Here is a 24,390-nt window from a genome sequence, read left to right as displayed (position 1 = left end):
ACCAGTGCCGGGAGGGGCACGTCCTGTGCCGCCATGGAGGTCGCCCGGCCGGCGCGTCGACCGGGACGGGAGCGGTGGGGAACGCGGTGGCCGTCGTCCGGCAGGTCTTCGATGCGGGGCGTCGATACGGAGGTCACCGGCGACCGAATCGCACAAAATTTAGTTGAACTCTTGAATATATGCGTGTCGGTGACCAAGAATGCAGTCGACACCTGTTCCCCGGGACTCCGTTGGAAGGGAATCGAAGCTGATGAAGAGCCGGTCCAAGAGGTTAGCGTTGAGTGTCCTGACCGCTGCCGCGCTGACTGCCGTGCTTCCGGCGGCGCCTGCCTTCGCCACCGAGGAGGTCGACTGCGGCACCGCCGCCGACCTCGTCAAGGTGACGTACTCGCAGAACGGTGCGGAACACACCAGGTGCTGGAAAGACCCCGGTAGCGTCTCGCTCAACCAGGAGGGCGTCACCTCCTTCTCCTCGGGTGCCGAGGAAGTGGTCCTCTTCTGGACCACGGGCCAGGGATGGAAGGTCGACGTGCTCGAACCCCACACCTCGGCTCCCTTCACCGGTGCCGACACCTATCGCGTGTTCGGCTTCCACGTCAGGTAAGCGCGACCCGTCAGTTGTCGGCCCGGCCCTTCGGGGGGCGGTCCGACGACTGACGGCGCGGCCCCGCGACCACCTCGGTGCACGGCTCGGGCAGGCCTTGGTCTGCCGGCCGTCACGACCGTCCCGTGGGTGTGGTGCGGCGTGCTGCTCACCCCCTCCTGCGAGGTGGAACCCGAGTACGCGCGCCGTTCCGTCGAGTGCGCGTCCCGTCTCCTCACCGACGGGGGTACCGCCGACGACGGACGGACCGAGGATCCCTGCGGTGACGAACGCGACCGGCCCGAGGCGCCGGCCGTGCTCGGTCCCTCGGTCCCCCTGCCCGTCGCGGGCGCGGTGCCCCTCCCCTACGGGCTGCTGGGTGTGCGGGTGGGCGAGCACGCGGCCGAACTGGCCCGTCTGCAGGAACTCGCCGTGCGCGGAACGGGCGAAGCCGACGCGTGGCCCTCCAGGGGCCGGCCGGGCATCCATGGTCTTGTCGTCCAGGCACTTCACACCGGCACTCTCCCCGGCCCCGCGGGTCGAAGCCGACCAGGTCGTAGCGCTTGTGGAGCTCCAGGTGCTCATCGGCGGCGAAGAGGGGACGCGTCGACACCCCGGAGCCGCCGGGACCGCCGAAGTCGAAGACCAGGACGCTGACGGCAGCGGTCCACTCCATGCCTCGATCCTTCCGGCCCGGGCACCCCCGTAGGTCGACCGTCAGGAGGAGCCTCGTCCGGACCGCGAGGTCCGGTGCCCCGAGCCGGCTGCGGACTCGGCGATCTGGAGCCGTCCCTCCTTGTCATGCGGAGCACCCCACCACGTCACGCCGGGTTTCCCAGCCGGCGCACGCTCTCACCGGGACGCCCCTTCGTCGCCGCCGTGCCGCTGCTCGTCCCGGGACGTCCGATCAGGCATCGAGTGCGCGCGCCGCTCCCGCGCCACGAGGAATGCCGCCACGACCGACAGCATCAGGAAGAGCAGGGCCCCCCGCCCGACACCACCGTCAGCGCGGCTGCTCCGCCGCCCCCGACATCCTCTTCACGGGCGACTGCCTGCGGATCGTCCGCCCGGTATCGGACGGCCAGCCGGGCACTGGAGGTCCGCCGTGCGCCCTTCGGTGTCCGATGTCTCGACGAAGGTCATCAGCGAGAAGGCCGGCGGCCGGGGCCGGGCCGCCAAGGAGACGATCGGGACCGTCGCCCCGACGCCCGGCCGGGTGGCGGGGCGGGCGGTTCTGCTGATCGCGCACACCGGACTGGTGACCTGCGACTTCACGATGCACAGCACTCGGTGATCCAAGTGACGGTCCCTGGGCTACCTGCCGTTCAGGTGTGTGGCCAGGCGCGAGAGCAGAGGCAACGCCGCCTCAAGCGTCTTTCGTTCATCGGAACTGAGGACATCGTTGATCGCGGTGCCGAGCCAGTCGGCACGCCTTCGGCGCTCCTCGGCCAGACGGCCACTTCCCGTCGGGGTGAGGTGGAGCAGCAACTTGCGCCCGTCACTGGGGTGCGCCTCGGCACGCACAAGGCCCTGAGCCAGGAGCTCCTTGACCGCCTTGGCGGCCGACTGGTGACTGACTCCCCGCTGTTGTGCGATGTCGGCGGTGGTCAGCGGGCCGCTGCGGTCCAGGTAGCCCAGGACGGCGGCCTCGCCGGGCGGCATCTTGTCGGCGGTGCGCACAGTGCGCACGAGCCGTCCGACAGCCAGGCGAAGCTCTTCAGCCAGCTGATTCTCGTCCATGAGGCCAGCTTACCCGTACCCATCAACCAAACTGTACACCTTGGCTGCATTCTGCTCTCCTGCTGCAGGGGAGCCCCGACCCTCGCTGTCGCGAGGGGGAGGGGGTGCCGGAGTCGAGCCGCAGGCGACCCTCGCGACGCGATGTCTACAGCCATACTGTACAGTCTGGTTGTAGAAATTCGGTCGGCTCGGAAAGGATCCGCTGTGCAGCTCACCAAGCACGCCCACGCCTGCGTCACGCTCGAGAAGGGCGGCACCCGCCTGGTCATCGACCCCGGCACCTTCACCCCGGACGCGGCAGAGGCCGTCGCCCGGGCCCACGCCGTCCTGATCACCCACGAACACTTTGACCACTTCGACGAAAAGCTCGTCGCCGCTGCTCTCGAAGCCCGGCCCGGGCTGCAGGTCTACGGCACGGCCGCTGTCGCGGCCGCCCTCGGCAACCACGAGGGCCGCGTTCACGCCGTCGCCGCAGGCGACACCTTCAGCGTCGGTTCCCTCACCGCCACCGTCCACGGCCACCGCCACGCGCTGATCCACGCCGACATCCCGTGCCCCGACAACGTCGGCTACCTCCTCGACGACGGGGCCGTCTACCATCCCGGCGACGCCTACTTCGTGCCCGACGCTCCCGTACGCACCCTCTTGCTGCCGACCAGCGGCCCCTGGACGAAGCTCGGCGAAGCCGCCGACTACGTCCGCGCAGTCGGCCCCGAGCGCATCATCCAGATCCACGAACTCATGCTCAGCGACCTCGGCCGGCACTCCACCGCCCATCTCCTCGGCGAGAAGGGCCTGACCGGTATCCCGATCGACCGCCTCGAGCCCGGCACCACCGTCCAGCTGTAGGCCTCCGGCCCCCGGGGAGCGGCTGGGTCCGGACGCCTCGGTGCGCGGCAACCGGAACCTTCGCGGGTGAACGTGACCACGCTCGCCGCCCTGATACGCGACCGCCTCAAGAGGACGGCTCACGGTGGCGCGCTCTGCCCGCGGGGAAGATCGCCACCACCGTGCCGGCAGTGCTGCGCTGTGACCGGCGACCCGGCGACCCGTGACACTCCGCGTCACTGATCACCCGGGCCGCCTCCGCCGCCTCCTGTCCGGTGGAGGGTCACAGCGGGCCCAGCGCCTCCTCCGGTGCGGCTGCCAACTCCAGGGTCTCGAGCACGGTGAGCAGTTGCCGCTCCTCGTAGCGGAAGTGGTTCTCCATGATCGCGGCAACGCCCTCGAGGTGCTGGTCGAGTTCCTCGGGCGGTGCGGCCCGGTCGACAGCGTCGCGCAGGCTGCCCAGCAGGTGGGCGATCATCGAGTGGTCCTGCTCGAGCGAGCGCAACACCGGGCGCAGCTTCGGGTGGGCGGCTGCGATGGCCGGGAACAGGGTGCGGTCTTCGCCCCGGTGGTGGTCGTCGAGAGCCGTGCAGAAGCCGTGACAGTACAACAGCAGTTCACGGGTGGCCGCCTCACCGGGGGTGCCGTCGGCGAGGGATGCGCGGGTCACGGACAGCGCTTCGCGCAGTCGGCCGTGCACCCGGCGGATCTCTTGGCTCCAGGCGACGAGCCTGGTCGTCTCGCGCTCAGTCACGCGAGAGCGAAGGGTGCGACGAGTGCATCGTCGACCTCCTTCGATCCGGCGCCTCCATGCCTGGCACGGTCTGCCACCAGCACGCGACGCTTCCCGCACACTACCGTGTCCACCGCCGTCGACACCACCGCCGTCCCCCCGCCGAGTGGGCCCGACCTGAATGAGCACCGTGGTGAACCGCGGACCGTGCCACTTCCGCTGCTCCGGCAGTGACCGTCCCCCGGGCTTTTCCGCCCGCCCGGTTCGGGAGCGGACAGGCACCAGTCCCGTAGGCGTCCTCTTCCCCGCGCCGGCGAGCACCGACTCGACCGCGGGATGAGGAAGGGGCGGTCTGCCGCGGAGAACCTCCTGCGTCGTCGACCGCGAAGGCCCGGGCACTCGCGGGTCGTTCCCGTGCAGGCGTGAACAAGCAACGGGCGCAACACCTTCACACCCGCACGCCATCGCCGGACCCGGCCGGGGCACCCGCTCACAGGTCGCCTTCCGGGAAGGGGGAACCGGTGATCCTGACCGCGTGCCTGCTGCTGCCGGCCATGGCAGTACTGCTGTACACCACGAGCCGCGTCGAGGAATGGCTCAACCGCACCGCCCAGCCGCCCCGTCACGCCCGCCGCCGACACCTGCGCCTGATCCCCGGCGGCGGGCAAGCGGCAGACCCGGCCCGCGCAAGCGGTCGGCGGCACAGGAAGCCCGACGCGGCCTGATCAACACGCTGAGCCGCTTCCTGCGTCCGGCGCGCCGCACGGTGACCGGGCGGTCGGTGTCCTTCAGGGCGTGCAGAGGGGCAGGACGGTGGTGAGTTGGGTGAGGTGGTCGGGGTGGACGCGGATCCCGGGTAGCCAGAGGCGTTGTCCGTGGTGTGTGACCTGGAGCCAGATGCTGGTGTGCTTGTGGTTCTCGTCGGTGACGGTGACGCCGTTGGCGATGGTGCAGTGAGCCTGAAGGAGGTCGCGGTGCCAGACGCGGCCCGCGGAGTTGGTGGTGTTGTAGGGGCGGTAGGGGTTGTGGGCCAGGGACAGCGCGCAGGTGCTTGTGCGGGGTTTCTGACATGGCTTCTCGACGTTGTGGACGAGGACGCCGGCGCTGCCGGCCGTACCGGCCGCGGCACCCTGCGCGGGCGTGGCGCCGGGCTCGTTCTGTGGGAGAAGCAGGAGCAGCAGGCCCGCCACCAGCCCGCCGGCCACGAGGAGAGCGGCGGCCGTGACGATGATCCGGCGGCGGGACCACGGCCCGAGCAGCCGGAGCCGTCGGAGCGGGGGCGAGGCCCCGGCAGTCTTCTCGCTGTCGCTGTCGCCGGGGGTGACGGCGACGGCCGGCGCCTCGTGGCGGATGGGGTCGGCCGCTTCCCACAGGGCGCGGTAGGCGGCGGGGTCGGCGCCCAGTGCCCGGCACAGGTCCCGCACCACGGGCCAGGCGGGCACGGTCTCGCCGCGGAGGTAGCGGGAGAGGGACGAGTCGCTGATGCGGACCTGGGCCTCCAGGCTGCGCAGGGTGCGCCCCGACTGCTGCTGCAGGCCGCGCAGGGCGTCCCCCAGCTTGCGTGCTGCCGCGCGGGGGTCCGGTTGTGGACCGGTCATCGATCGGGCCTTTCCGCGAAGAGGGGCGACCGTGTCCCGGCCGGCTGTCCCGTGTCCCGGGACAAGCACGTCCCGGCAGGTCAGGAATGTATTTATCCCGACATCGGTGAAGCAACCGGGATCTGGTTGTAGGGGTGCCGTTTTCTGCGCAAACTCGGCATACCGGCTGAGCGGATCACCCCCGAGGGTGAGCGCGCCGGTACTCGTGGCCGTGTCGGCGGACGCCGCACGGACCGCTCGACCCCTCTACCGGAAGGATCTTCATCATGCGTGTACGCATCGCACTGTCCGCCTTCGCAGCCCTCGCCGCCGTCGGACTCGGCGGCGTGGGCGCGGCGGCGCCGGCCGTCGCCGCGCCCGACGCGGCCTCCCACCAGGTGTCGGCCGTCCAGGCGGCCGACGGCCTCGACGTCCACCGCGGCAAGTACGTGACCCTGGGCGGGTGCCAGACCGCCGGTCAGCAGGGCATCGACCGCGGGCACTGGGACCGCTACCAGTGCGCCGAGGGCACCTTCTTCTGGAACCTGTGGACCAACCGCTGAGCACGTGACGTTGTCGGTGGCCTCCTCCGCTCATGCCGCAGGAGGCCACCGACGGCCCGGGCCGCCCCCGTGCCGTCCACCGCCTGCCCGTGGCCTCCGGCAGACCACCGTCAGGTGATCCACCCGTCAGGTGATCCGTCCGCCTGGCCGGCCGACAGACCTGCGGACGCATCTCCCGGGATCCGGCAGTACAGTGCTCGCGCCGTCGACCGGGGTGCAATGATCACCCAGCGGCTTGTCCCGGTGGACCGACCGGCTGCCTCGGGCCGCGCCGCGACAACACGACCGACGGAAGGGACCCGGCATGCGCAGACTCGTCCACTACATCGCCACCACCCTCGATGGCTTCATCGCGGGCCCGGACGGGGCGGATCCCACCGGCCCGAACGGCTTCTGGCCCCTGTCGGAGGACTACATACAGCACCTCGTGGCCGAGTACCCGGAGACGTTGCCTGTCCAGGCCCGGCAGGCACTGTCCGTCACAGCGGAGGGCACGCACTTCGACACCGTGCTGGAGGGACGGCGCAGCTACGAGATCGGTCTTGCGGCCGGTATCCCCGACGCCTACCCCCACCTGCGTCACCTGGTCTTCTCCCGGACCTTGACCGAGAGCCCGGACCCGGCAGTCGAATTGGTCGCCGACGACCCGGTGGCGACCGTGCGGGAGCTCAAGCGGCAGGACGGCAAGGACATCTGGCTCCTTGGCGGCGCCGAGCTCGCGGGCTCCCTGTACACCGAGATCGACACGCTGATTCTCAAAGTCGGCCCGCTGACCATCGGCGACGGGATCCCGTTGTTCTCCCGCAAGGCCGCCTTCGACCCGCGCACCTGGACACTCGCGGACCACACGGTCCTCAAGGGCGGCGCGGTGTTCCTCACCTACACGCGCGTCAGCAGCTGAGCGTTCCGGGCGGAAGGCGTTTGTGCGAAGCCGGGCGCGGATGCGCTCAGGGAGTCGCTCAGACGCCGCCGTCATGGCCGCATGCCACGGCCGTGAGCGGCTGCGGCCCGAAGTGGGCAGGGCGGGACCCGGGTCCGTCGAACCGCCTCGTACGTCGCTCGCGGGCGGAGGACGATCTGGCGGGGAAGCCGTGCGACAACGGATTCCACCGAACCCGGCGGTGCCGCCGGGTTCGGCCGAAAGAGCTGAACCCGTACCGGGAATCAGGCCGCGACGAGCTCCTGCTCGCGGTCCGGCGTCTCGACCCTGGGCTTCCTGTTCGGCAGCGAGAGCCGGAAGACCTTGCGCCACGCGGAGAACACCTGCTTGGGCAGCGGCCCTGCGACGTACTCCAGCTCGTACTTCTCGAACAGCGCGCGCACCTTCACCGCGACCTCGGCGTACCGGTTGCTCGGCAGGTCCGGGAACAGGTGGTGCTCGATCTGGTGCGACAGGTTGCCGGTCATGAAGTGCATGGCCTTGCTGCCGCTGATGTTCGCCGAGCCCATCATCTGGCGCAGGTACCACTGGCCGCGCGTCTCGCCCTCGATCGACCGGCGCTCGAAGACCTGCACACCCTCGGGGAAGTGCCCGCACATGATCACCGAGTGGGACCAGAGGTTGCGGACCAGGTTCGCGGTGAACGTCGCGGCGAGCGTGGTGAGGAACGACGGGCCCGACAGCAGCGGGTGGACCACGTAGTCCTTGAGCACCTGCTTGCGGATCTTGCGGCCCACGGCCCTGGCCCGCGCGCGGAACTCCGGGTCCTTGCGGCGGCGCTTGTGCAGGTTCTTGCCGAGCTCCAGGTCGTACGCTGCGATTCCGTACTCGAAGAAGCAGGCGTTGATGAAGTTCCACAGCGGCTGGCCGAGGTGGAACGGGTGCCACTTCTGGTCCTCGTCGACGCGCATGATGCCGTAGCCGAGGTCGTTGTCCTTGCCGATCACGTTGGTGTACGTGTGGTGCAGCTCGTTGTGCGAGTGCTTCCACTGGTCGGAGGGCGAGACGTGGTCCCACTCCCAGGTGGTGGAGTGGATCTTAGGGTCCCGCATCCAGTCCCACTGGCCGTGCAGGACGTTGTGGCCGATCTCCATGTTGTCCATGATCTTCGCCACGGACAGACCGGCGGTGCCGATGATCCACGCGGGCGGGAAGAACGAGAACAGCAGCACGCCCCGGCTGACCAGCTCCAGCTTGCGCTGCGCCGAGATGACCCTACGGATGTAGGCGGCGTCCTTCTCGCCGCGGTCGGCGATCACCTCGTCGCGGATCGCGTCCAGCTCGCGGCCGAGCTCCTCGATCTGCTCCGCGGTCAGGTGGGCGGTGGGGTCGATGGCGGTCAAGGTGCTCCTACCGTTCGATGTCGCAGGGGCCCGCCGCGGCGGACACGCAGGTCTGGATGAGGACGCCCGGCTCGGCCTCGGTGATCTCGCCGGTGCGCAGGTCGCGGACGGCGCCCGCCTTGAGCGGAGTGATGCAGCCGAAGCAGATGCCCATGCGGCACCCGGAGGGCATGAGCACGCCGGCCTCCTCGCCGATGTCCAGCAACGGCGTGGCGCCGTCCGCGTCGACGGTCTTGCCGGTGGTGCTGAACGTGACCTCGCCGCCGTCGCCGGCGACGACGATGCCGGGGCGGAAGCGTTCGGTGTGCAGGCGCTCCTGGACGCCGTGCTCGCTCCAGTGCTCTTCGGCGGCGTCGAGCAGGCCTGCGGGCCCGCAGGCCCAGGTCTCGCGCTCGGCCCAGTCGGGCACGAGTTCGTCGAGACGGGCGACGTCGAGCATGCCGTCCGTGGCGGTGTGCACCTCGGTGAGCCGCAGCTTCTTGTCCGCGACCAGGGCGTGCAGTTCGTCACGGAAGATCACGTCTTGCGGCCGTGGCGCGCAGTGGACCATGACGACGTCGTCGAACCCGGTGTCGCGCAGCATGCCCATGACGGGCGTGATGCCGCTGCCGGCTGTCAGGTAGAGCACCTTGGCGGGCTTGGCCCGCGGCAGCACGAAGTCACCGGTCGCCTGGTCGAGCTGGATCAGAGTGCCCGGTTTCGCCTTGCGGACCAGGTGGTTGCTGACCTTGCCGTCCGGGATCGCCTTCACGGTGATCGTGACGCGGCCGTCCTGACGGTTCGTCGGCGAGGTGATGGAGTAGGCACGCCACAGGCGCACCCCGTCGACGTCGACCCCGATCCGCACGTACTGACCGGCCGTGTGGCCGCGCCAGCCCCGTCCCGGTCTGATCACGACGGTCGCGGCGTCATCCGTCTCGCGGTGCACGGCCTCGATGCGCCCACGCAGGTCAGCGCCCGCACGCAGCGGGCTGACCAGGTCCAGGTAGTCCGACGGCAGCAGCGGCGTCGTGACCATCTCCAGCAGTTTCCACGCCCTGCTGCGCAGGGCTGCACTCGTCATGACTCCAGCTTGCTGCGCCTCAAGGCGTAAAGTCCTGACCGCAGGACGTAAATCTGGTCGACTGAATTGTTCGCAGGGAACAAAAACGTGAGTCATGCAATCCGGAGGGCCAGCGAACTGGCCCTGGACGAGACGACGGTCACCGCCCTTCGGGCCGCGCTGAAGACCACCGCCGACGAGGTCGTCCAGGCGATCATCGACGAGGTCCCTCCCTACGCCAACGCCCTTTCGGGCCACATGGGCGCCACCATCCGCCGAGCCGTCCGCACCGCCCTGGGGCACTACCTGGACCTCGCGAGCGGGAACGCCACGGGCGGCGACGGCGGTGACGCAGCCTACGAGCTGGGCCGCGGCGAGGTGCGCGACGGCCGTTCGATGGACGCCCTGCTCAGCGCCTACCGCGTCGGCGCCCGCGTGGCCTGGCGATGCCTGGCAGCGGGTGCCGTGTCCACAGGTCTGCCCGCCACCGAGGTCGCCAAGTTCGCCGAGCTGACCTTCGCCTACATCGACGAGCTCTCCGCCGCGAGCGCCGCGGGCCATGCCGACGAACTGGCCGCCCGGGGCAGGGAGCACGAGCGCCACCTGGAACACCTGGCCCGCGACCTCCTCTCCGGCGCGAGCCCGGACGTGCTGCTGGCCTCTGTTCAACGGGCCGGATGGCAGCCTCCGGCTTCGCTGACCGCGGTCCTGCTGCCCGCCGACCAGGCCCGGCCCGCCTACCGCGCGCTCGACCCGAACACCCTCGTCCTCGACGATCTGCCGGACGCCACCGGTGTGCTGCTCGTCCCTGATGCCGACCGGTCACACCTCTTGCGGCAACTGACCGGCCGCACCGCCGTGGTCGGCCCGGCCCGGGCATGGACTCGTGTGTCCGCCTCGTACGCACGAGCCGTACGCGCGCGCTCCCTCTCCCCTGATATCCGCGACACCGAGGACCACCTGCCCGAGCTGGTGCTGAGCGCCGACGTGGACGCGTTCGCGGACCTGCGTGCCCGAGCCCTCGCACCGCTGCGGACCTTGCCCGTCGCGACCGCACGACGGCTGGAGGAGACGTTGCGGGCGTGGCTGCTGCACCAGGGCAGGCGGGAGGAGGTGGCGGCGGAGTTGTTCGTCCACCCCCAGACGGTCCGGTACCGGATGTCGCAGCTGCGGGAGCTGTTCCCGGATCTCGCATCGCCACACCGGGTCCTTGAGCTGACGCTGGCGGTCGGCCTTCGGGGCAGCTGACGCGTACTGCCTCGTTCTCTTTTCCGGACCGGGAGGACGATCACGATTCGGCACCCCTCCGTGCGCGAGGAAGGCGGTCCCGCACGTGCTCCATCACGGCGACACGTCCGAGCTGCCAGAGCCGTGACCGGCGATTTCTGTGTGGGGGTGCGCCTTGTGGCGACCGAAGGCGCATCCGATGGCCGCTCGTCCGGCGCGGAGCGTGCCCCGGCGCAAGGACCGGCAGGCCCACCTCCGGCACCGTGCCAGGGCAGGCGATCCGAAACCGCTGTCACGGGAACGGGGTTTGTGGCGGACCGCGGGCCACCGCCGCGTTCCAGGGGAACACCCGCGCCGTTCTGCCGGCGGCAGAGCGGCGGCCCGACCGGACTCGACGATCACTACGGTCCAGTCGCATGACGACGATCACAACGCGCACGGTCGCGTACCCGGCCGACGGTCTGACGATGATCGGGTACCTCGCACTCCCGGCCGGAGTCGATCGCCGGCCCGCGGTGCTGCTCGGGCCGGAGGGCATGGGGCTCAGCGACGTCGAGCGCCGCCGGGCCGATGCTCTCGCCGAGCTGGGATACGTAGCGCTGGCCTTCGACCTTCACGGCGGGCGCTATGTGAGTGACCCCGAGGAGATGCTGGCCCGTTGCATGCCGCTGCTCGCCGACCCCGACCGGATGCGGGGCATCGGCCATGCGGCGCTCGACGTGTTGCGCGCCGAGCCGCGGACCGACCCCGACCGGATCGCCGCCGTCGGCTACGGCACCGGGGGCGCCGTCGGGCTGGAACTCGGGCGCGCCGGCGTCAACCTGCGTGCGATCGGGACAGTCAACGCGCTGACCACGGGCCGACCGGGCGAGGCGGCGCGCATTCGCTGCCCGGTGTGGGCCGGGGTCGGGTCGGAGGACCCGATCATGCCGCCCGCGCAACGGAACGCGTTCACCGCCGAGCTGCAGGCCGCGGGCGTGGACTGGCGCCTCGTGGTCTACGGCGGCGCCTTGCACGCCTTCCACCACCCGCCGGTCGACCATCCCGTGGTCCCCGGCGTCGGCCACCACCCACGGCACGCGCAGCGAGCCTGGCACGACGTCGTCGACCTGCTCGCCGAGTGCCTGCCCGTCACGGAGTGACCTGGTCGGCAACCGCGGTTCCGGGCCGCGGACCCGGCCCGCCGGCCGCCACCGGCTCCGGTGGCCGCCCCCCTCGACGCGGTCGGCGGCCGGCGGGATCGGCCTGCCGCCCGGGCCCCTCGCGAGGACCGCCCGGTCCCACTCGACCTGGACAACACGAGGCCGGCGCCACCGGCGCAGCGGATCGAAGGTGTTGCTGCGGACGCTGTCCGGCCGGTCGTCCCGAGCGACGAAGCCGCAACGCGTCACCGCCCGCACCGCCTTGCCGGGCGGCGCCGTTGCAGGACGAAGCCCTCGGTGGCGTCGCCTGGGGCATTCGGCGGCGGTCGGTCGCGCGCGGACTCGGTCCAAGGCGCGGAGAGCCGTGTCCGGCCGACAGCGGACGCCGACATGGCTTTGCCCGTGGGAACGGACAGCAGGGGCTCGTCGGTGCCGGAGGCGGAGGGCGCCGGGGACGCATCGAACCGTGCGGGAGCGCGGGCGGCGCCGAGGGCGTACCGGCTGCAGGTGGGCCGGATCATCAGCTCCGTCAGATGTGCTGTACACATGTCCGATGACCACTTCGCAGTTCCAGCTTCGCTGTGTCACCGAGCAGGAGTTCGTGCCCTGGGCGCGCATGATCGCCGACACCTACGGCCTGGACCGGTCGGAGGAGGAGCTGGCCGATCAGCGAGCCGCGACGGATCTCGCCCGCACCCTGGCCGTGTTCGACGAGGGCGAGCCGGTTGCCGGGGCCTCCGTCTACAGCCGGATGCTGACCGTGCCCGGCGGCGTCCTGCCCGTGGCGGGGATCGCCTCGGTGGGCGTGGCCCCGACGCATCGTCGTCGCGGCATCCTCACCTCGATGATGCGCGCCCAGCTGACCGACCTGCACGAGCAGCGACGGGAGCCGGTCGCCGCGCTCCGTCCCTCCGAGGCCGGCATCTACGGACGGTACGGCTATGGCCCCGCGACCGTCGGTCATCGCATGCGGTGCGACCGGCGTGCCATGCGGTTCCGCCCGGACACCGATTTCGGCGACGGGACCGTCCGGCTGCAGCACCCCGTCCAGGCCCGCCCCCTCCTCGAGGAGATCTACGACCGGGTCCGCGCCACTACGGTCGGCTGGCCCGACCGGCAGGCGGCCCACTGGGCGGTGCGCCTGGCCGACCATCCGCACCGGCGCGGCGGCGCGACCTCGCTCCGGGGCGCGGTGCACCGGGAACGCGACGGACGTGCCACCGGCTACGCGCTCTACCGGCACGGCTCCGTGCCGGACGGGTCCGGCGGCAGTGCCGGGGTGGTGGAGGTGGTGGAGCTGGCGGCGTGCTCGCGCCGGGCGTATGCGGCGCTGTGGCGCTTCCTCGCCGGTATCGACCTGGTGACCTGGATCGACTACGAGGGGGCCGTGGACGAGCCCTTGCCCCACCTGCTCCTCGAGCCCCGGGCGGTCCGGGCCGCGCCGGTGGACCGCCTGTGGCTGCGACTGGCCGACGTGGACAGGGCCTTGACCGGCCGGAGGTACAGTCTTCCGCTGGACCTGGTGCTGGATGTGCGGGACGACTTCTGCCCGTGGAACAGCGGGCGCCACCGGCTGCAGGCGGAAGCGGGGAACGTCCTCTGCGAGCCCACGACCGCTCCGGCCGACCTGCGGCTGACGGCGGCGGAACTCGGGGCGGCCTTCCTCGGCGGCACCTCGCTGACGGCCCTCGCGGCCGCCGGCCTCGTCGAGGAACTGCGGGGCGGTGTGCTCTCCCGGGCCTCGGCGGCCTTCCGCGGCGAACGCGAACCCTGGTACCCGGGCGGCTGGGCCTTCCCGCTCTACTGAACAGTCCCTCGGACGCCGCTCCCGCAGACGGCCACCGCGGTGCTGTCGTTGCCCAGGTCCGGGACGGCAAGAGGAACGCCCTTGTCCCGCCCGCGGTGGTGACGGGGCGTCCAGGTCGAGCACCCCTGCCCCGCGGGGCCGGACCGCCGTGGACGTCCGGAGCCGGAGGGAGCCGACGAAACCGCCGCCCGGAGCAAGAAAGCGGAACAGGGCGCACCGCACCCGGCGCAGGCCATGGACGACCCACGGAAAGAGGGTTGTCCGTCCGCCTTTTCCGGAGGATTTCCCTCCCCTTCATGTGTCCCGCGGACCCGCCCGCAACGAATTCCGTACCGAAGGCGTGCGCCAGCGGCGTATATCGGCCAAATCTGCGCCGGAGACGACGGAAGACTCATGTGCGGGCCGACGCGGGCCCTATAGTCGGACCGCGAAAAACGATCGATAAAGACGGTTCAAGGCGGCGCTTGCGCCGCCTTTCCGCCGTGCAATGCATTACCGACGGACCGCAAGGCCCCGTTGGGTCCATTCAACGCACTTTCGGTTTCGCTTTCTCGCACGGAGGAGTTCCCATGTCCGACCTCGCGCGCACCGCCCCGGACCTCCAGGACCTCGACCTGGACCTCAGCGACCTCACCGTCACGGCCATGCGCGACACCGTCGCGCTGCCCGAGGGCGGGGCGTCCTGGGGGTCCTGTTCCTGCCAGGGCTCGTCGTCCTGCGCCCAGCCCGAGCCCCAGCTGGAGACCGGCGTCGTCGACGCCGGCTGATCCGCACCCGCACCCACGACACACCGGACCGCAACGTCAGAAGGGAGAAACCGATGTCCGACACCAGCGTCACCCCGGACCTCGACCTCGCGGACCTCGACCTCGGGGACCTCACCGTGACCTCCATGCGCGACACCGTCGCGCTGCCCGAGGGCGGCGCCTCCAACGGTGCCAGTTCCTGTTCCTGCAGCTCGTCCTCGTGCGCGCAGCCGCAGCTGCCCGTACCGCTGTAGGTCCCGGTCACACCGAGTCGTCGGCCGCGCGACCCGTGACACACCACGGGAGCACCTGACCGGCCGACGTGCGTCGCGGGCCGGCCACCCGGTGGCCGGCCCGCGACGGTGCCGCACCACGGGGACCACGGGCACGAAGGGACGGGACAGCCCATGCCGCACACCGCGAGCGCCGACACACCACCCGGACACGACGGTTACCTCGTCGACTCGGCGCCCTACGCCCTGGTACGCGCCACCGTGCTGACCTGCCCCGCGCAGTCTCCGGCCACGGCGGCGTTCCGTGCCGCCCTCGCCCGCCTCACCTCGCTCGAAGTCGCGCTGCGCGCGCTCCGCGAGCCGCTCTGCGACGACCTGTACGCCAGCCGGTCCGGCCACGGGGAGCAGTACCACCGTGACGTCGTCCTGCCGCTGCGCCGCGCGCTGCACAACGGGCGCGAGCCGCGGCCCGCCGTGCTGGACCGCCTGGACGACCTTCCGCGGCGGGTCCCCCGGCTCGCGTCCTGGCTGGCGCTGCGCGACCGTCGCCGAGCCCTGGTGACCGAGCTGAGCGGCGCCGCCGAACCGGCACTCGCGGCCGAGCGGGCGGCCCTCGCCGCCCTGTGCCGGGAACCCGCGCTCGCCCGGGCCGTCGCGCTCACCAGCGGCGACCTGCTGCGCGCGGTCGAACGCGCCGGCCGCCGGGCCGACGACCGCAAAGCCCGCAAGGAGGAGCCCACGGTGCTGCGCCACGCCCTGCGGGCCGGCACCAAGACCAGTCCCCTCTCGTGGTTCACGGCCGTCGGCTGGGGCCGGCCGGCCCCACCGAGCCCCGGCCGCCCGCGCGTGCGGTCGTGGGGCGAACAACTCCTCCTGGACGGCCCTCTGCACGCGTCGGTGAAGGTCAACCGCACCCTGACCACCGCCCTCGTCGGAGCCCTGCTGGCCGACCCGCGCCACGGCGCCGGGCTTCCGCACCGCGTCACCAGCACCGCGCGCGTCTTTGAGGGACGCGCGACGTACGCCCGCGACCGGGTCGTCTTCGCCGGTGGCCGCTACCTCGTCACCGACGAGGACGCGGCGGAAGTGGCCTTCAACGGGTCCCTGCGGCTCCTCGCCCCGTACGCCGGGGCTCCCGCTCCGCTCGACGAGATGGCGGAGCTGCTCGCCTCCGCCCTGCCCGGGACGCCCGACACGAACCGTGCGGCGGCGCTGGCCTTCCTCGAACGCCTCCGGCAGGCGGGCCTGCTGGTGCCCACCGATCCGGTCCCGCCGCAGGACCCGGACCCGGCGGGCCGGCTGGCCGCGTGGCTCCGCACGCTCCCCGGCGTCGGCGGGCAGGGCCCCGAGGCGGCCGGCCGCCTCGCGGACCGGCTGGCGGAACTGTCCCGTGAGACCTCGGCGTTCGCCTCCGCACCCGCGCCGCGGCGCCCGGCCCTCCTCGCCGGGCTCGCCGACGGCTGGACCCGGCTGCTCGCCGACGCCGGACGGCCCGTCCCGACGGGCTCGGCGCCGCTGAACGTCCTCTCCGAGGACGTCGTGGCCCCGCGGCCGGTGCCGCTCGACGGATTCCTCGACGGGGCCGACCACGAGGCCCTGGGCGAAGTCACGGCACTGGCCGAGCTGTTCGACCTCGCCCACGTGATGCGGCGGGCCGTCCGCGACCGGTTCGTGGAGCGGTACGGCGCGGGCGGGAACTGCCCGCACCCCTGGGAGTTCGGCGCCGAGGTGGAGGAGGCCTGGGAGCGGGCCGCCCGCGTCACCGCCCCGGGCCGGGAGGATCCGGCCGGGTTCCCCACCGGCGTCGGGGCGCTCATGGCCCTGCGCGCCGAACTGACCGACGCCGTGCGCACCGCCGCGGCCGGACCGCCGGACGGCACGGAGGTCCTGCTGCCGGCCGACGCCGTCAAGGGACTGGGCGAGCGGCTGCCGCGCTGGGCCGTCGAACGCCCCCTGAGCTACGCGTACTTCCTCCAGCGGGACCCGGACGGCGGGCTGCTCTGCGTGAACCGCGTGTACGGCGGCTGGGGCCGGTTCACCAGCAGATTCCTCGACGCGCTCGACCCCGGTGCGGCCGAGGAGGTGGCCGCGCAGCTGCGCCGCGGCCTCGGACCGGGCGCGCGCGCCGCGCAGATGCGACCGGTCGGAGGGTTCAACGCCAATCTGCACCCACTGCTCGTCGAGGACGACATCGGGCCCGACCGCCGCTGGACCTCGCTGGCCGAGGCGGACGTGGAACTCTTCCACGACGAGGCCGGCGACCAGGTGCGGTTCCGGGTCACGGCCACCGGCGAACCGCTCGACGTGCTCTACCCCGGCTTCCTCGCCCCGCTCATGCTGCCGCGGCGCATCGCGGCACTGCTGTCCGACCACCCGCACGGCGTGGTGGACTTCCGGTCGCTGCCGCCCCGGCACTCCGTGGACGCCCCGGGGGGCGAGGTGGTCCTCGCCCCCCGGCTGCGCCACCGGCACGTCGTCCTGCACCGCCGCCGGTGGAGCCTGCCGGCCGGAGTGGTGGGGGCCCTGCACGCCGAGCTGACGGCGGCCCCCGGGACCCCGGTGGAGCCCGTGGCGCGCTGGCGCGCCCTGCTCGGCCTGCCCGACCAGGTCTTCCTGCACCCCGCGCCCACCGCCCCCACCGGCCGGGTGACCGAGGACTTCCTGGCGCACCTGCGCCGCCCCAAGCCCCAGTTCGTCGACCTGGGCAATCCGCTCCACCTGCGCTGCCTGGCCAAGTGGCTCTCCCGCCACCGCGGCGGCGCGGTCCTCGAGGAGGCGCTGCCCGCGCCGGGCGGATCCGCCGTGCCGACCCGTGCGGTGGAGCTCGTCACGGAGACGTACCGGGCGGGGAGGCCGCGATGACGTCCACCCCGCTCCCGGCGGACGGCGGCACCGACGAGGTGCTCGACGTGGTGGCGTACTACCACCAGCCGGTCAAGGCACGGCTGCTGCGGGAGGCGGTGCTGCCGCTCACGGCGGAGTGCCGGGACCGGGGCCTGGCCGCCCACGTCGAACGGCACTGGCTGCACGGCCCGCACGTGCGGCTGCGCCTTCGGGGCGCCCCGGCACGGCTCGGGCCGGCCGCCGGGCACGCGGTGCAGGCGTTGCACGACTGGGTCGGCGCCCACCCCTCGCGGTGCGGCCTCACCGACGCCGAACTGCTGGAGCAGGCAGCCCGCAACGGGCGCGCCGAGCTGGTCGCGCCGCCCTACGACCCGATCGTGCCGGACAACACGGTGCGCCTCGAACCGGTCGACCTCGCTCCGCTGCGGCGCCTGCTCGGGGACGACGGCGCGGCGCTCCGCGACGACCTGCTGAGCGGCGGGCTGGAGGCGCTCCGGACGGGCGCCGGGTTCCTCGGCGAGCACGGCGACGGCGCGCAGGCGCGGGTGCAGCTCGCCGTCACGGCGCTCGCCGCGCACGCGGCCGCCCACCCCGGCGGGCTCGCGGGCGGCCACTGGTCGTACGTGTCCCACTTGGAGGACTTCCTCGTCCATGACGACCCCCACGGCCGGCTGCGGGAAGGCTTCGACCGGCGCTGGGAGAGCGCGGGCGACACGGTGACCGCGCTGGTCGGCCGGATCGCCGGGGGCGCGGCACGCGGGTGGGAGCGCGACTGGGCCCACTGGTCGGCCGTCGCTTGGCGGCTGGCGCAGGACCGCCACGACGCGGGAGCCGACCTGCACGGCGATCCGCTCCAGTACCGGGAGCGCGCGGCGGCGACCGGGGACGCGGAGACGACGGAACGGTGGAGCCGGGACCTGCGGACCCGCTACAGCGAGTTCCACCGGCTGCTGCGGCGCTCCGACCCCGAGGGGACGATGTGGAGCCGCCCCGACTACCTGATCTACCGGGCCTGCACCAACGCCCTGTACCGGCTCCTCGCGATCTGCGACGTCACGCCGCTGGAACGCTACCTCGCCGCCCATCTCGTCATCCGCGCGGTGCCCCGCCTGACCGGGTGCGACTGGCGCGCCGAGATGGCGGCGGCCGTCGACGCGAGGGAGCGCGGGGCATGACCGCCCCCTCGGCGCCCGGAACCCTTCCGGCGAACGCCCGGGCCGCCGGCGACACGACGGAGCCGCCCCTTCCGCGACTGCGCCCCGACGTGGCCGTCACACCGCTGCGGGCCGGCCTGCACCTGCGCGGACGGCGCGGCAGCGTCACCCTCGAGGGCAGCACGGCGCTGCCCGCCCTGTGGCGTCTGCTGGAGGAGCCCCTGCGCACGGGTGACGCGGCGGAGCTGGACCGCAGGGCCGCGCCCGGCACCCGGGTGCGCGAGGCGCTGGACACCCTCGTCGAGCGTCTGCGGGCCCACGACCTGGTGGTGTCGGCACCGACCGGACGCGCCCCCGACTGGGTCGCGGCGACGGCGGGGCGGCCCGCCGACACCGCCGCCGCGCTGACGGCGGTCCGCGTGGAGGTCGCGTCCGGCGCTCCGGGCGGCCCGCTGGCGGAGGCCGTCTCGCGCGCGCTGTCGGACGCCGGGGCGGCCTGGTCGCACGCCGTGGACCCGGCGCTGCCCGAGGACGTGGTCCTGCTGCGCGAAGCCGGAGGCGGCCGGCGGGCCGTGGCCGTCGGGGCCCGGGGCGGTCGGGGATACGTCACGGCCCCCGGCAGCTCGGAGCAGGTCTCCTCGGACGCGGCCGCGCTCGCCGCGCACCGGCCGTCGGAGTCCGCCGAAGCCGGTCCGGCCGCGTTCGTCGCGCTGCTCGGCGGCTCGGCGGCGCAGCGGCTGCTGTGCGCGGCCGGCGGGCTGCCGGACCCGGCGAGCGAGGGGGACGACCCGCGACTGGTGCCCGGGCTGCCCGCGGTCCTCGTGGCCGACGCCCGGCCCCTGCGGGCCGACTACCGCAGCTGGCTGGGGCCCGGCCTGATCGACGCCGACCGCCGCACCCGCCTGGAGCCGGCCCGGACGCTCGCCGAGGCGCTGGGACGGGTGACGGCCCTCACCGACGAACGCGTCGGGGTCCTGCCGGGCCCGGCGCCGGGATCCCTGCGTCAGTCGCCGGTACCACTCGCCTCGTGCGAACTGCCGGAGGGCACCGTGCTGGCCGGCGCGGCGCGCCTGGACCTGGCCCGTCTGGAGGCGTTCTGCCGGGCCGCGGAGCTGCGGTTGACGGGGCCCGGCGTCGGGCGCGCGTCGGTGGGCGCGGATCCGGCGCACGCCCTGGGCCGCGCCCTGCGCGAGGCCGCGGTGGAAGCCTTCCCGGCCGCGGGCGCGGTACTGCCCGAGGCGCACTGGCGGGAGCATCCGCAGGCCGGCCACTGGTGGACGGCCCTCACCGGGCGCCTCGGCACGCCCGCCCGACTCGAGGTGCGGCGTCTCGCCGACGAGGAGGCGTACCTGGCCGTCGTGCGCGGCGGAACGGATCCGGCCGCCCACGGGCCCGTCCTCGGCGACGCGGTGGAGGCGACGCCGGGCGACGCGGCGGCGTTCGCCGCCCTGTCGGCCGCCGCCGCGGCCGACTCGGCCGCCCAGGGGCTCGTCGTCGGGCACCTCTGCCGGGCGAACGGCGCGGTGGCGGCACTGGCCACGGCGGACGCCCGGACGGCCCCATGGGAGGACAGGGGCTGGACCAACGGCTGGCTGGCGGACCTCGCACTCCGGGAGGCCGCACTGCAGACCGTGCTGCGCCGGCTGACCGGGCTGCGCGTCCGGGAGTCCGGCGACGCCGCCCCTGCGCTCGTCGCGCGACTGCGCGCGTTCGGCTTCTCGGTGCTGTACGGCCGGGGGGAGGGCCGGTGAGTCACGCCGGACGTCCGGTCCTCGGCCCGCTGCCCGTGCCGGTGCTCGACGCCGGGGCCGCGCTCGCCGCGACGGCGGGTCCGGCGGTCGTCCTGCTGCCCCGGTGGACGCTGGAGCTCGCCGAACGGCTCAGCCGCCACGCGCTGACCCACCCCGTACGCCTCGTCCCGGTGCGGTTCGACGGAGCCCTGGCCGTCGTGGGGCCGGTCCTGCGTCCGGGCGCCGTCGCCTGTCTGTCCTGCGTCGAATACCAGCGGCTGGCCACGACGGGCGGGCGGGTGCCGTGGCACAGTCCGGCCCTGGCCCTGGCGGGGGCTCCCTCGGCCGCGCTGGGCGGGGCGACCGGCGCACTCGCCCTCGAACTGCTGGAGGCGGCCGACGGCGATTCGCCGGGACCACGGCCGGGCGCGGACGCCACCGCCACGGTGCACCTCGTCCACCACGGCCGCGCCACCTGGTCCACCCACCGGGTCCGTCCGGTCGGCGGCTGCGCGGTCTGCCGGCCGCTGCCGGACGACTCGGCCGCCGACGTCGTACCGGTGCCGTCGGGCCCCCGCCCGCTGCCCGACCCCACGGTGCTCCGTGGCGCCAACCCCCGTACCGGGGTCGCGGAGTTGCGCGCGGCGCTGCACGACGAGCGGTTCGGCCCGGTGCGCCGGCTGTTCCGCAGCGAGGACTCCGCCTTCTGCCTGACGACGGCGTTCGTCACGGACGGACGGGCGGTGGACGACGGCGGGTACGGGCGGGCCGGCGACTTCCGCACCAGCGAGCGGGTGGCGCTCTTCGAGAGCGTCGAGCGGTTCGCGGGCATGCGGCCGACCGGCCGGCGGACCCGACTGCGGGCGTCCTTCGGTGAACTCGGACCGGACCGGGCCGTGGATCCCGTGCGCCTGGGGCTGCCCGACCCCGCCTACCAGGGCCATCCCGCCTCGCGGACCGTCCCGTACGACCCCGGCCTGGAACTGGACTGGGTCCACGGCTGGTCCCTGACCCGGCGCCGGACCGTAGCCGTGCCCGAGCACGTGGCGTACTGGGACGTGCCGGGCGACCGGCCGCGCGTGGTGTACGAGTCCTCCAACGGCTGCGGGCTGGGCAACAGCCCGGAGGAAGCGGTGCTCTACGGGCTGTTCGAAGTCGCGGAGCGGGACGCGTTCCTGATGGCCTGGTACGCCTCCACCCCGCTCGCCCGCGTGGAACCGCCGCCCGAGGACCTGGAGACGGCCCTGCTGGCCGACCGCGCGGAGCTGGCCGGCTACCGCCTCGTGCTCCTCGACGCCACGAACGACTTCGGCGTCCCGGCGGTCGTCGCGGTCTGCCGGTACGAGGGCTCCCACCCCGCAGCTCCGAGGATGCTGCTGGCCGCCGGAGCCCACCACGACCCGCGCGTCGCGATCCGCTCGGCGGTGGCGGAGGTGGTGACCAACGTCCTGGAGTCCGCACACCGCTTCGGTCCCGGGAACGGACTGCGGGACCCGGCGCGGCTGCTCCCGATGCTCGAGGACCCGGAACTCGTGGTGACCCTGGACGACCACGTGGGGGTGAACTCCCTGGCCGAGGCGGCCCCGCGGCTGGCGTTCCTCTTCGCCGACACTCCGACCCGCTCCGTCGCCGAGGCCTGGCCCGGTGCGCCGGAGCCGGTGGCGGACCTCGGCGTGCTGCTCGACGCGACCGTACGGCGACTGGCCGGCGAGGACCTGGAGGTCATCGCCGTCGACCAGACGGAGCCGGGGCTGAGGGACCGGTTCGGCCTGCACTGCGCCAAGGTCGTCGTACCGGGCTCGCTGCCCATGACGTTCGGCCACGTCAACCACCGCACCCGGGGCCTGCCGCGCCTGCTGCGGACGCCGTACCGGCTGGGCCGCACGGACCGGCCGCTGCGCCCGGACGACCTCGCGATCCACCCCCACCCCTTCCCCTGACCCCGCTCCTTCCCGACCCCGACCCCTGGACGAACGAGGAACTCCATGACGACGACCGGCACCTGGCACAGCTACCACCTCTTCCTGCACTCGGACAGGGAAGACACCGACGCTTTCCTCACCGAGCAGGTGGCCGGGCTGCTGGACGGACTGGTGGGGTCGGGGCAGGCCGCGAAGTGGTTCTTCATCCGGTACGGGGAAGGCGGACCGCACCTGCGGATCCGGGTCGCGGGGCTGACTCCCTCGGCCGCGGCGGAGCTGCCGTCCACGCTGGCCCGGACCGCCAAGGCGGTGCCGTCCGTGGGCGGCCCGTGGCCCTCGCACCACGGTGAGGTCCGCGCGGTGGAGTACGTCCCCGAAACGCGCCGCTACGGCGGACCGCGGGCGCTGCCCACGGCCGAGGACGTCTTCGCGGTCTCCTCCCGGGTGGCCGTGGCGGCGCTGCGCGCGCTCCGGCGGCAGTCGGCCGGCGGGTCGGGCCGGCTGGTCCTCGCGGCCGACCTGGCACACGCCACGGCGTACGCCCTGGGCATGGACCGGGTCGCGGCGGCGAAGTGGCTGCGGGGCCACGCGGCGGGTTGGCGCTGGGTCACCGAGGTGCCCCTGCTCCCGGCCGCGGCCGTGCACATGCGGACCAACTCCGTTTACGCGGCGCAGCGTTCCGCGCTGGGACGCCGGGCGACGTCCCTGTGGGAGGGACTGGCGGAGGGCGGAGCCGGGGAGCCCTGGCTGGTGGAGTGGGCGGACCGGGTCCGCGCGGCGGACGGGACGCTACGAGCCCGGACGGAGTCCGCGCCCGCCGACGTGGACGCGGTGCTGCGGTGGGTGTGGGCGTCGCAGCTGCACATGCTCCTCAACCGGATCGGCGTCTCCCCGGACGAGGAGCGCGCGGTGTGCCGGCTCGCCGCCCGCACGCTGCTGGACACGGACGAGCCGGTGTCGTACTTCCCGCAGGGGCACCGTGCGCCCGACTGGCAGTACCTGGAGAGGAGTCAGATCCGGATCGGCCGCAACGAGGACTCCGCCCTGCGCCAGGCTCCCCCCGACGCGGCGGTCCGGACCGACGGCCTCGAGACGCCGCTGCCGGCGGACCCGCTGCCCGAGGTGTCGTTGTCCGCTGCGCTGGCGGCACGGTCGTCCGCGCGCGGCGAGATCGGCGGGCCGCTGGACGCCGGCACGCTCGGCGCGTTGCTGTGGAACGCGCTGGCGGAGAGCAGCCGGACCCGGAGACGGTTCCCGGACGGCTCGGACCGGATCTACACCCACCGTCCCTACCCGAGCGCGGGCGCCCTCCACACCGCACGGGTGCGGCTGCTCGTCCTCGACGTGGCGGGGCTCCCGGCGGCGACGTACGACTGCGTGCCGGAGCACCGGACGCTGCGCCGGGTGGGTCCGGCGCCAGGGAAGGCCGAAGTCGAGGCGCTGTCGACCTATTTCTCCCGTCCCGAGGAGGACCCGGACCGGGTCGGCGTCGACGGCGCGCCGGTCGTCGCCGGCCTGTACGTGGAGCTGGGCCTGCTGCGCCGGCGCTACGGCCTGCGGGCGCTGCGCCTCGGGCTGCTGGAGACGGGGCACCTGGCGCAGACGCTGCTGCTGACCGCCGCGGCCCTGGGGCTCGCGGGCACACCGCTCGGCGGCTTCCACGACGACCTGGCGCACGAACTGCTGGGCCTGGACGACCTGGACCAGCCGCTCCAGTACCTGCTGCCGCTCGGGCGCCGCACGGACGGCTGACGGCACGGCCCACGGTGGCCGGCGGACGCCGTCACCGGTCGAGCGGCACGCCGGCGGCGGCCGGGGCGGACCGACCGGGGGGCGGCGCGGTCGTCGTCGAGGTCCAGCCGTGCAGGGCCCGCCGGCGGCGGAGTCGGCCAGTGCACCGCTCCGGGTCCGACGGGGATCCGATCGGGCTCGGCGATCCCGCGTTCCGGCTGCCCGACGCACGCGGCGGGGCCGTCGGACCGCGGCCGCCTGCTGGACGGTCCGGGCCGCAGCCGGTGGTCGTGGGCGGTCCGCGCGATGCCCGGCCACGATCCTGACCATGGTGGTAGCCAGGGGAAGGATGTGTATCCGGTCGATCACGGGCGCGGCCGGACTAGGGCCTCTCGTTTGGATCATGTCGCCGTCGCGGGGCTTGGCACGCGCATCTGCCGCGTTGTCGTCAGTTGCCAACGCTCCGCGTTGGCGCCCTCCTCCGCCTTGCATCTGCACGCACCAA

At 73.5% G+C, this 24,390-nt stretch carries 21 protein-coding genes; 16 read left to right on the top strand and 5 right to left on the bottom strand.

From position 1 onward, the window contains the following. Positions 1–277 precede the first annotated feature (277 nt). Both ABTY20_RS23410 and ABTY20_RS23400 read left to right on the top strand, forming a co-directional pair. Complete coding sequence (locus tag ABTY20_RS23410; protein ID WP_351998980.1) at positions 278–604, top strand: hypothetical protein; 327 nt, start codon at positions 278–280, stop codon at positions 602–604. Between the two features lie 1,084 nt (positions 605–1,688). Next, entirely contained in the window at positions 1,689–1,877 is a 189-nt protein-coding gene (locus ABTY20_RS23400; protein ID WP_351998979.1) for a hypothetical protein, read from the top strand. A gap of 20 nt (positions 1,878–1,897) precedes the next feature. On the opposite strand, the gene ABTY20_RS23395 is transcribed toward ABTY20_RS23400, so the two are convergent. Beyond that, entirely contained in the window at positions 1,898–2,323 is a 426-nt protein-coding gene (locus tag ABTY20_RS23395; protein ID WP_351998978.1) for a MarR family winged helix-turn-helix transcriptional regulator, read from the bottom strand. A 204-nt stretch (positions 2,324–2,527) separates the two neighbouring features. Between ABTY20_RS23395 and ABTY20_RS23390 the strand changes: the two genes are divergently transcribed. After that, a complete protein-coding gene (locus ABTY20_RS23390; protein WP_351998977.1) occupies positions 2,528–3,172 on the top strand; it encodes an MBL fold metallo-hydrolase in 645 nt (214 codons plus the stop codon). Between the two features lie 262 nt (positions 3,173–3,434). On the opposite strand, the gene ABTY20_RS23385 is transcribed toward ABTY20_RS23390, so the two are convergent. Further along, positions 3,435–3,905 carry a hemerythrin domain-containing protein gene (locus tag ABTY20_RS23385; RefSeq protein ID WP_351998976.1) on the bottom strand — a complete coding sequence of 157 codons (471 nt, stop codon included), beginning with the start codon at positions 3,903–3,905 and terminating at the stop codon, positions 3,435–3,437. Positions 3,906–4,405: 500 nt separating this feature from the next. Between ABTY20_RS23385 and ABTY20_RS23380 the strand changes: the two genes are divergently transcribed. Continuing rightward, positions 4,406–4,609: a hypothetical protein gene (locus tag ABTY20_RS23380; protein ID WP_351998975.1), complete on the top strand. Its 204-nt coding sequence runs from the start codon at positions 4,406–4,408 to the stop codon at positions 4,607–4,609. A 63-nt stretch (positions 4,610–4,672) separates the two neighbouring features. Here ABTY20_RS23380 and ABTY20_RS23375 read toward each other — a convergent pair whose 3' ends face one another. Continuing rightward, on the bottom strand, positions 4,673–5,482 hold the full coding sequence (locus tag ABTY20_RS23375; protein WP_351998974.1) for a helix-turn-helix domain-containing protein: 810 nt from the start codon (positions 5,480–5,482) through the stop codon (positions 4,673–4,675). A 266-nt stretch (positions 5,483–5,748) separates the two neighbouring features. Here ABTY20_RS23375 and ABTY20_RS23370 point away from each other — a divergent pair, with 266 nt between their 5' ends. Together ABTY20_RS23370 and ABTY20_RS23365 are read left to right on the top strand one after the other, a co-directional pair. Next, positions 5,749–6,024: a hypothetical protein gene (locus ABTY20_RS23370; protein WP_351998973.1), complete on the top strand. Its 276-nt coding sequence runs from the start codon at positions 5,749–5,751 to the stop codon at positions 6,022–6,024. A 304-nt stretch (positions 6,025–6,328) separates the two neighbouring features. Then, positions 6,329–6,925: a dihydrofolate reductase family protein gene (locus tag ABTY20_RS23365; protein ID WP_351998972.1), complete on the top strand. Its 597-nt coding sequence runs from the start codon at positions 6,329–6,331 to the stop codon at positions 6,923–6,925. A gap of 263 nt (positions 6,926–7,188) precedes the next feature. Here the strand turns inward: ABTY20_RS23365 and ABTY20_RS23360 are convergent, their stop codons facing one another. After that, positions 7,189–8,307, bottom strand: coding sequence for a fatty acid desaturase family protein (locus tag ABTY20_RS23360; RefSeq protein WP_351998971.1), 1,119 nt, complete (start codon positions 8,305–8,307; stop codon positions 7,189–7,191). Between the two features lie 7 nt (positions 8,308–8,314). Further along, the gene (locus tag ABTY20_RS23355) at positions 8,315–9,370 is read right to left on the bottom strand and encodes a ferredoxin reductase (RefSeq protein WP_351998970.1); all 1,056 of its coding nucleotides are present in this window, start codon (positions 9,368–9,370) and stop codon (positions 8,315–8,317) included. Positions 9,371–9,457: 87 nt separating this feature from the next. On the opposite strand from ABTY20_RS23355, the gene ABTY20_RS23350 reads away from it, so the two are divergent. The 10 genes from ABTY20_RS23350 to ABTY20_RS23305 all read left to right on the top strand — a co-directional run bounded on the left by ABTY20_RS23350 (position 9,458) and on the right by ABTY20_RS23305 (position 23,906). Further along, positions 9,458–10,597: a PucR family transcriptional regulator gene (locus ABTY20_RS23350; protein WP_351998969.1), complete on the top strand. Its 1,140-nt coding sequence runs from the start codon at positions 9,458–9,460 to the stop codon at positions 10,595–10,597. A gap of 395 nt (positions 10,598–10,992) precedes the next feature. After that, positions 10,993–11,718, top strand: a complete 726-nt coding sequence (locus ABTY20_RS23345) for a dienelactone hydrolase family protein (RefSeq protein ID WP_351998968.1) — start codon at positions 10,993–10,995, stop codon at positions 11,716–11,718. Between the two features lie 553 nt (positions 11,719–12,271). After that, complete coding sequence (locus ABTY20_RS23340) at positions 12,272–13,525, top strand: GNAT family N-acetyltransferase (RefSeq protein WP_351998967.1); 1,254 nt, start codon at positions 12,272–12,274, stop codon at positions 13,523–13,525. A 569-nt stretch (positions 13,526–14,094) separates the two neighbouring features. Beyond that, on the top strand, positions 14,095–14,292 hold the full coding sequence (locus ABTY20_RS23335; RefSeq protein ID WP_351998966.1) for a thiazolylpeptide-type bacteriocin: 198 nt from the start codon (positions 14,095–14,097) through the stop codon (positions 14,290–14,292). Between the two features lie 53 nt (positions 14,293–14,345). Then, positions 14,346–14,525: a thiazolylpeptide-type bacteriocin gene (locus ABTY20_RS23330; RefSeq protein ID WP_351998965.1), complete on the top strand. Its 180-nt coding sequence runs from the start codon at positions 14,346–14,348 to the stop codon at positions 14,523–14,525. A 153-nt stretch (positions 14,526–14,678) separates the two neighbouring features. Further along, positions 14,679–17,366, top strand: coding sequence for a lantibiotic dehydratase (locus tag ABTY20_RS23325; RefSeq protein WP_351998964.1), 2,688 nt, complete (start codon positions 14,679–14,681; stop codon positions 17,364–17,366). Further along, positions 17,363–18,523, top strand: a complete 1,161-nt coding sequence (locus ABTY20_RS23320; RefSeq protein ID WP_351998963.1) for a lantibiotic dehydratase C-terminal domain-containing protein — start codon at positions 17,363–17,365, stop codon at positions 18,521–18,523. The genes ABTY20_RS23325 and ABTY20_RS23320 overlap by 4 nt, the downstream gene beginning before the upstream one ends. Next, a complete protein-coding gene (locus tag ABTY20_RS23315) occupies positions 18,520–20,253 on the top strand; it encodes a hypothetical protein (protein WP_351998962.1) in 1,734 nt (577 codons plus the stop codon). Before ABTY20_RS23320 ends, ABTY20_RS23315 begins: the two co-directional genes overlap by 4 nt. Beyond that, positions 20,250–22,172, top strand: coding sequence for a TOMM precursor leader peptide-binding protein (locus ABTY20_RS23310; RefSeq protein WP_351998961.1), 1,923 nt, complete (start codon positions 20,250–20,252; stop codon positions 22,170–22,172). Before ABTY20_RS23315 ends, ABTY20_RS23310 begins: the two co-directional genes overlap by 4 nt. A gap of 45 nt (positions 22,173–22,217) precedes the next feature. Then, positions 22,218–23,906 (top strand): thiopeptide-type bacteriocin biosynthesis protein, encoded by a 1,689-nt coding sequence (locus ABTY20_RS23305; RefSeq protein WP_351998960.1) that lies wholly within the window; start codon positions 22,218–22,220, stop codon positions 23,904–23,906. Positions 23,907–24,390 lie beyond the last annotated feature (484 nt).

Origin of the sequence: Streptomyces sp. NPDC126497, from assembly GCF_040302425.1 — a bacterium.
Lineage (GTDB): Bacteria > Actinomycetota > Actinomycetes > Streptomycetales > Streptomycetaceae > Streptomyces.
This window is presented reverse-complemented; position numbering and strand designations above follow the sequence as displayed.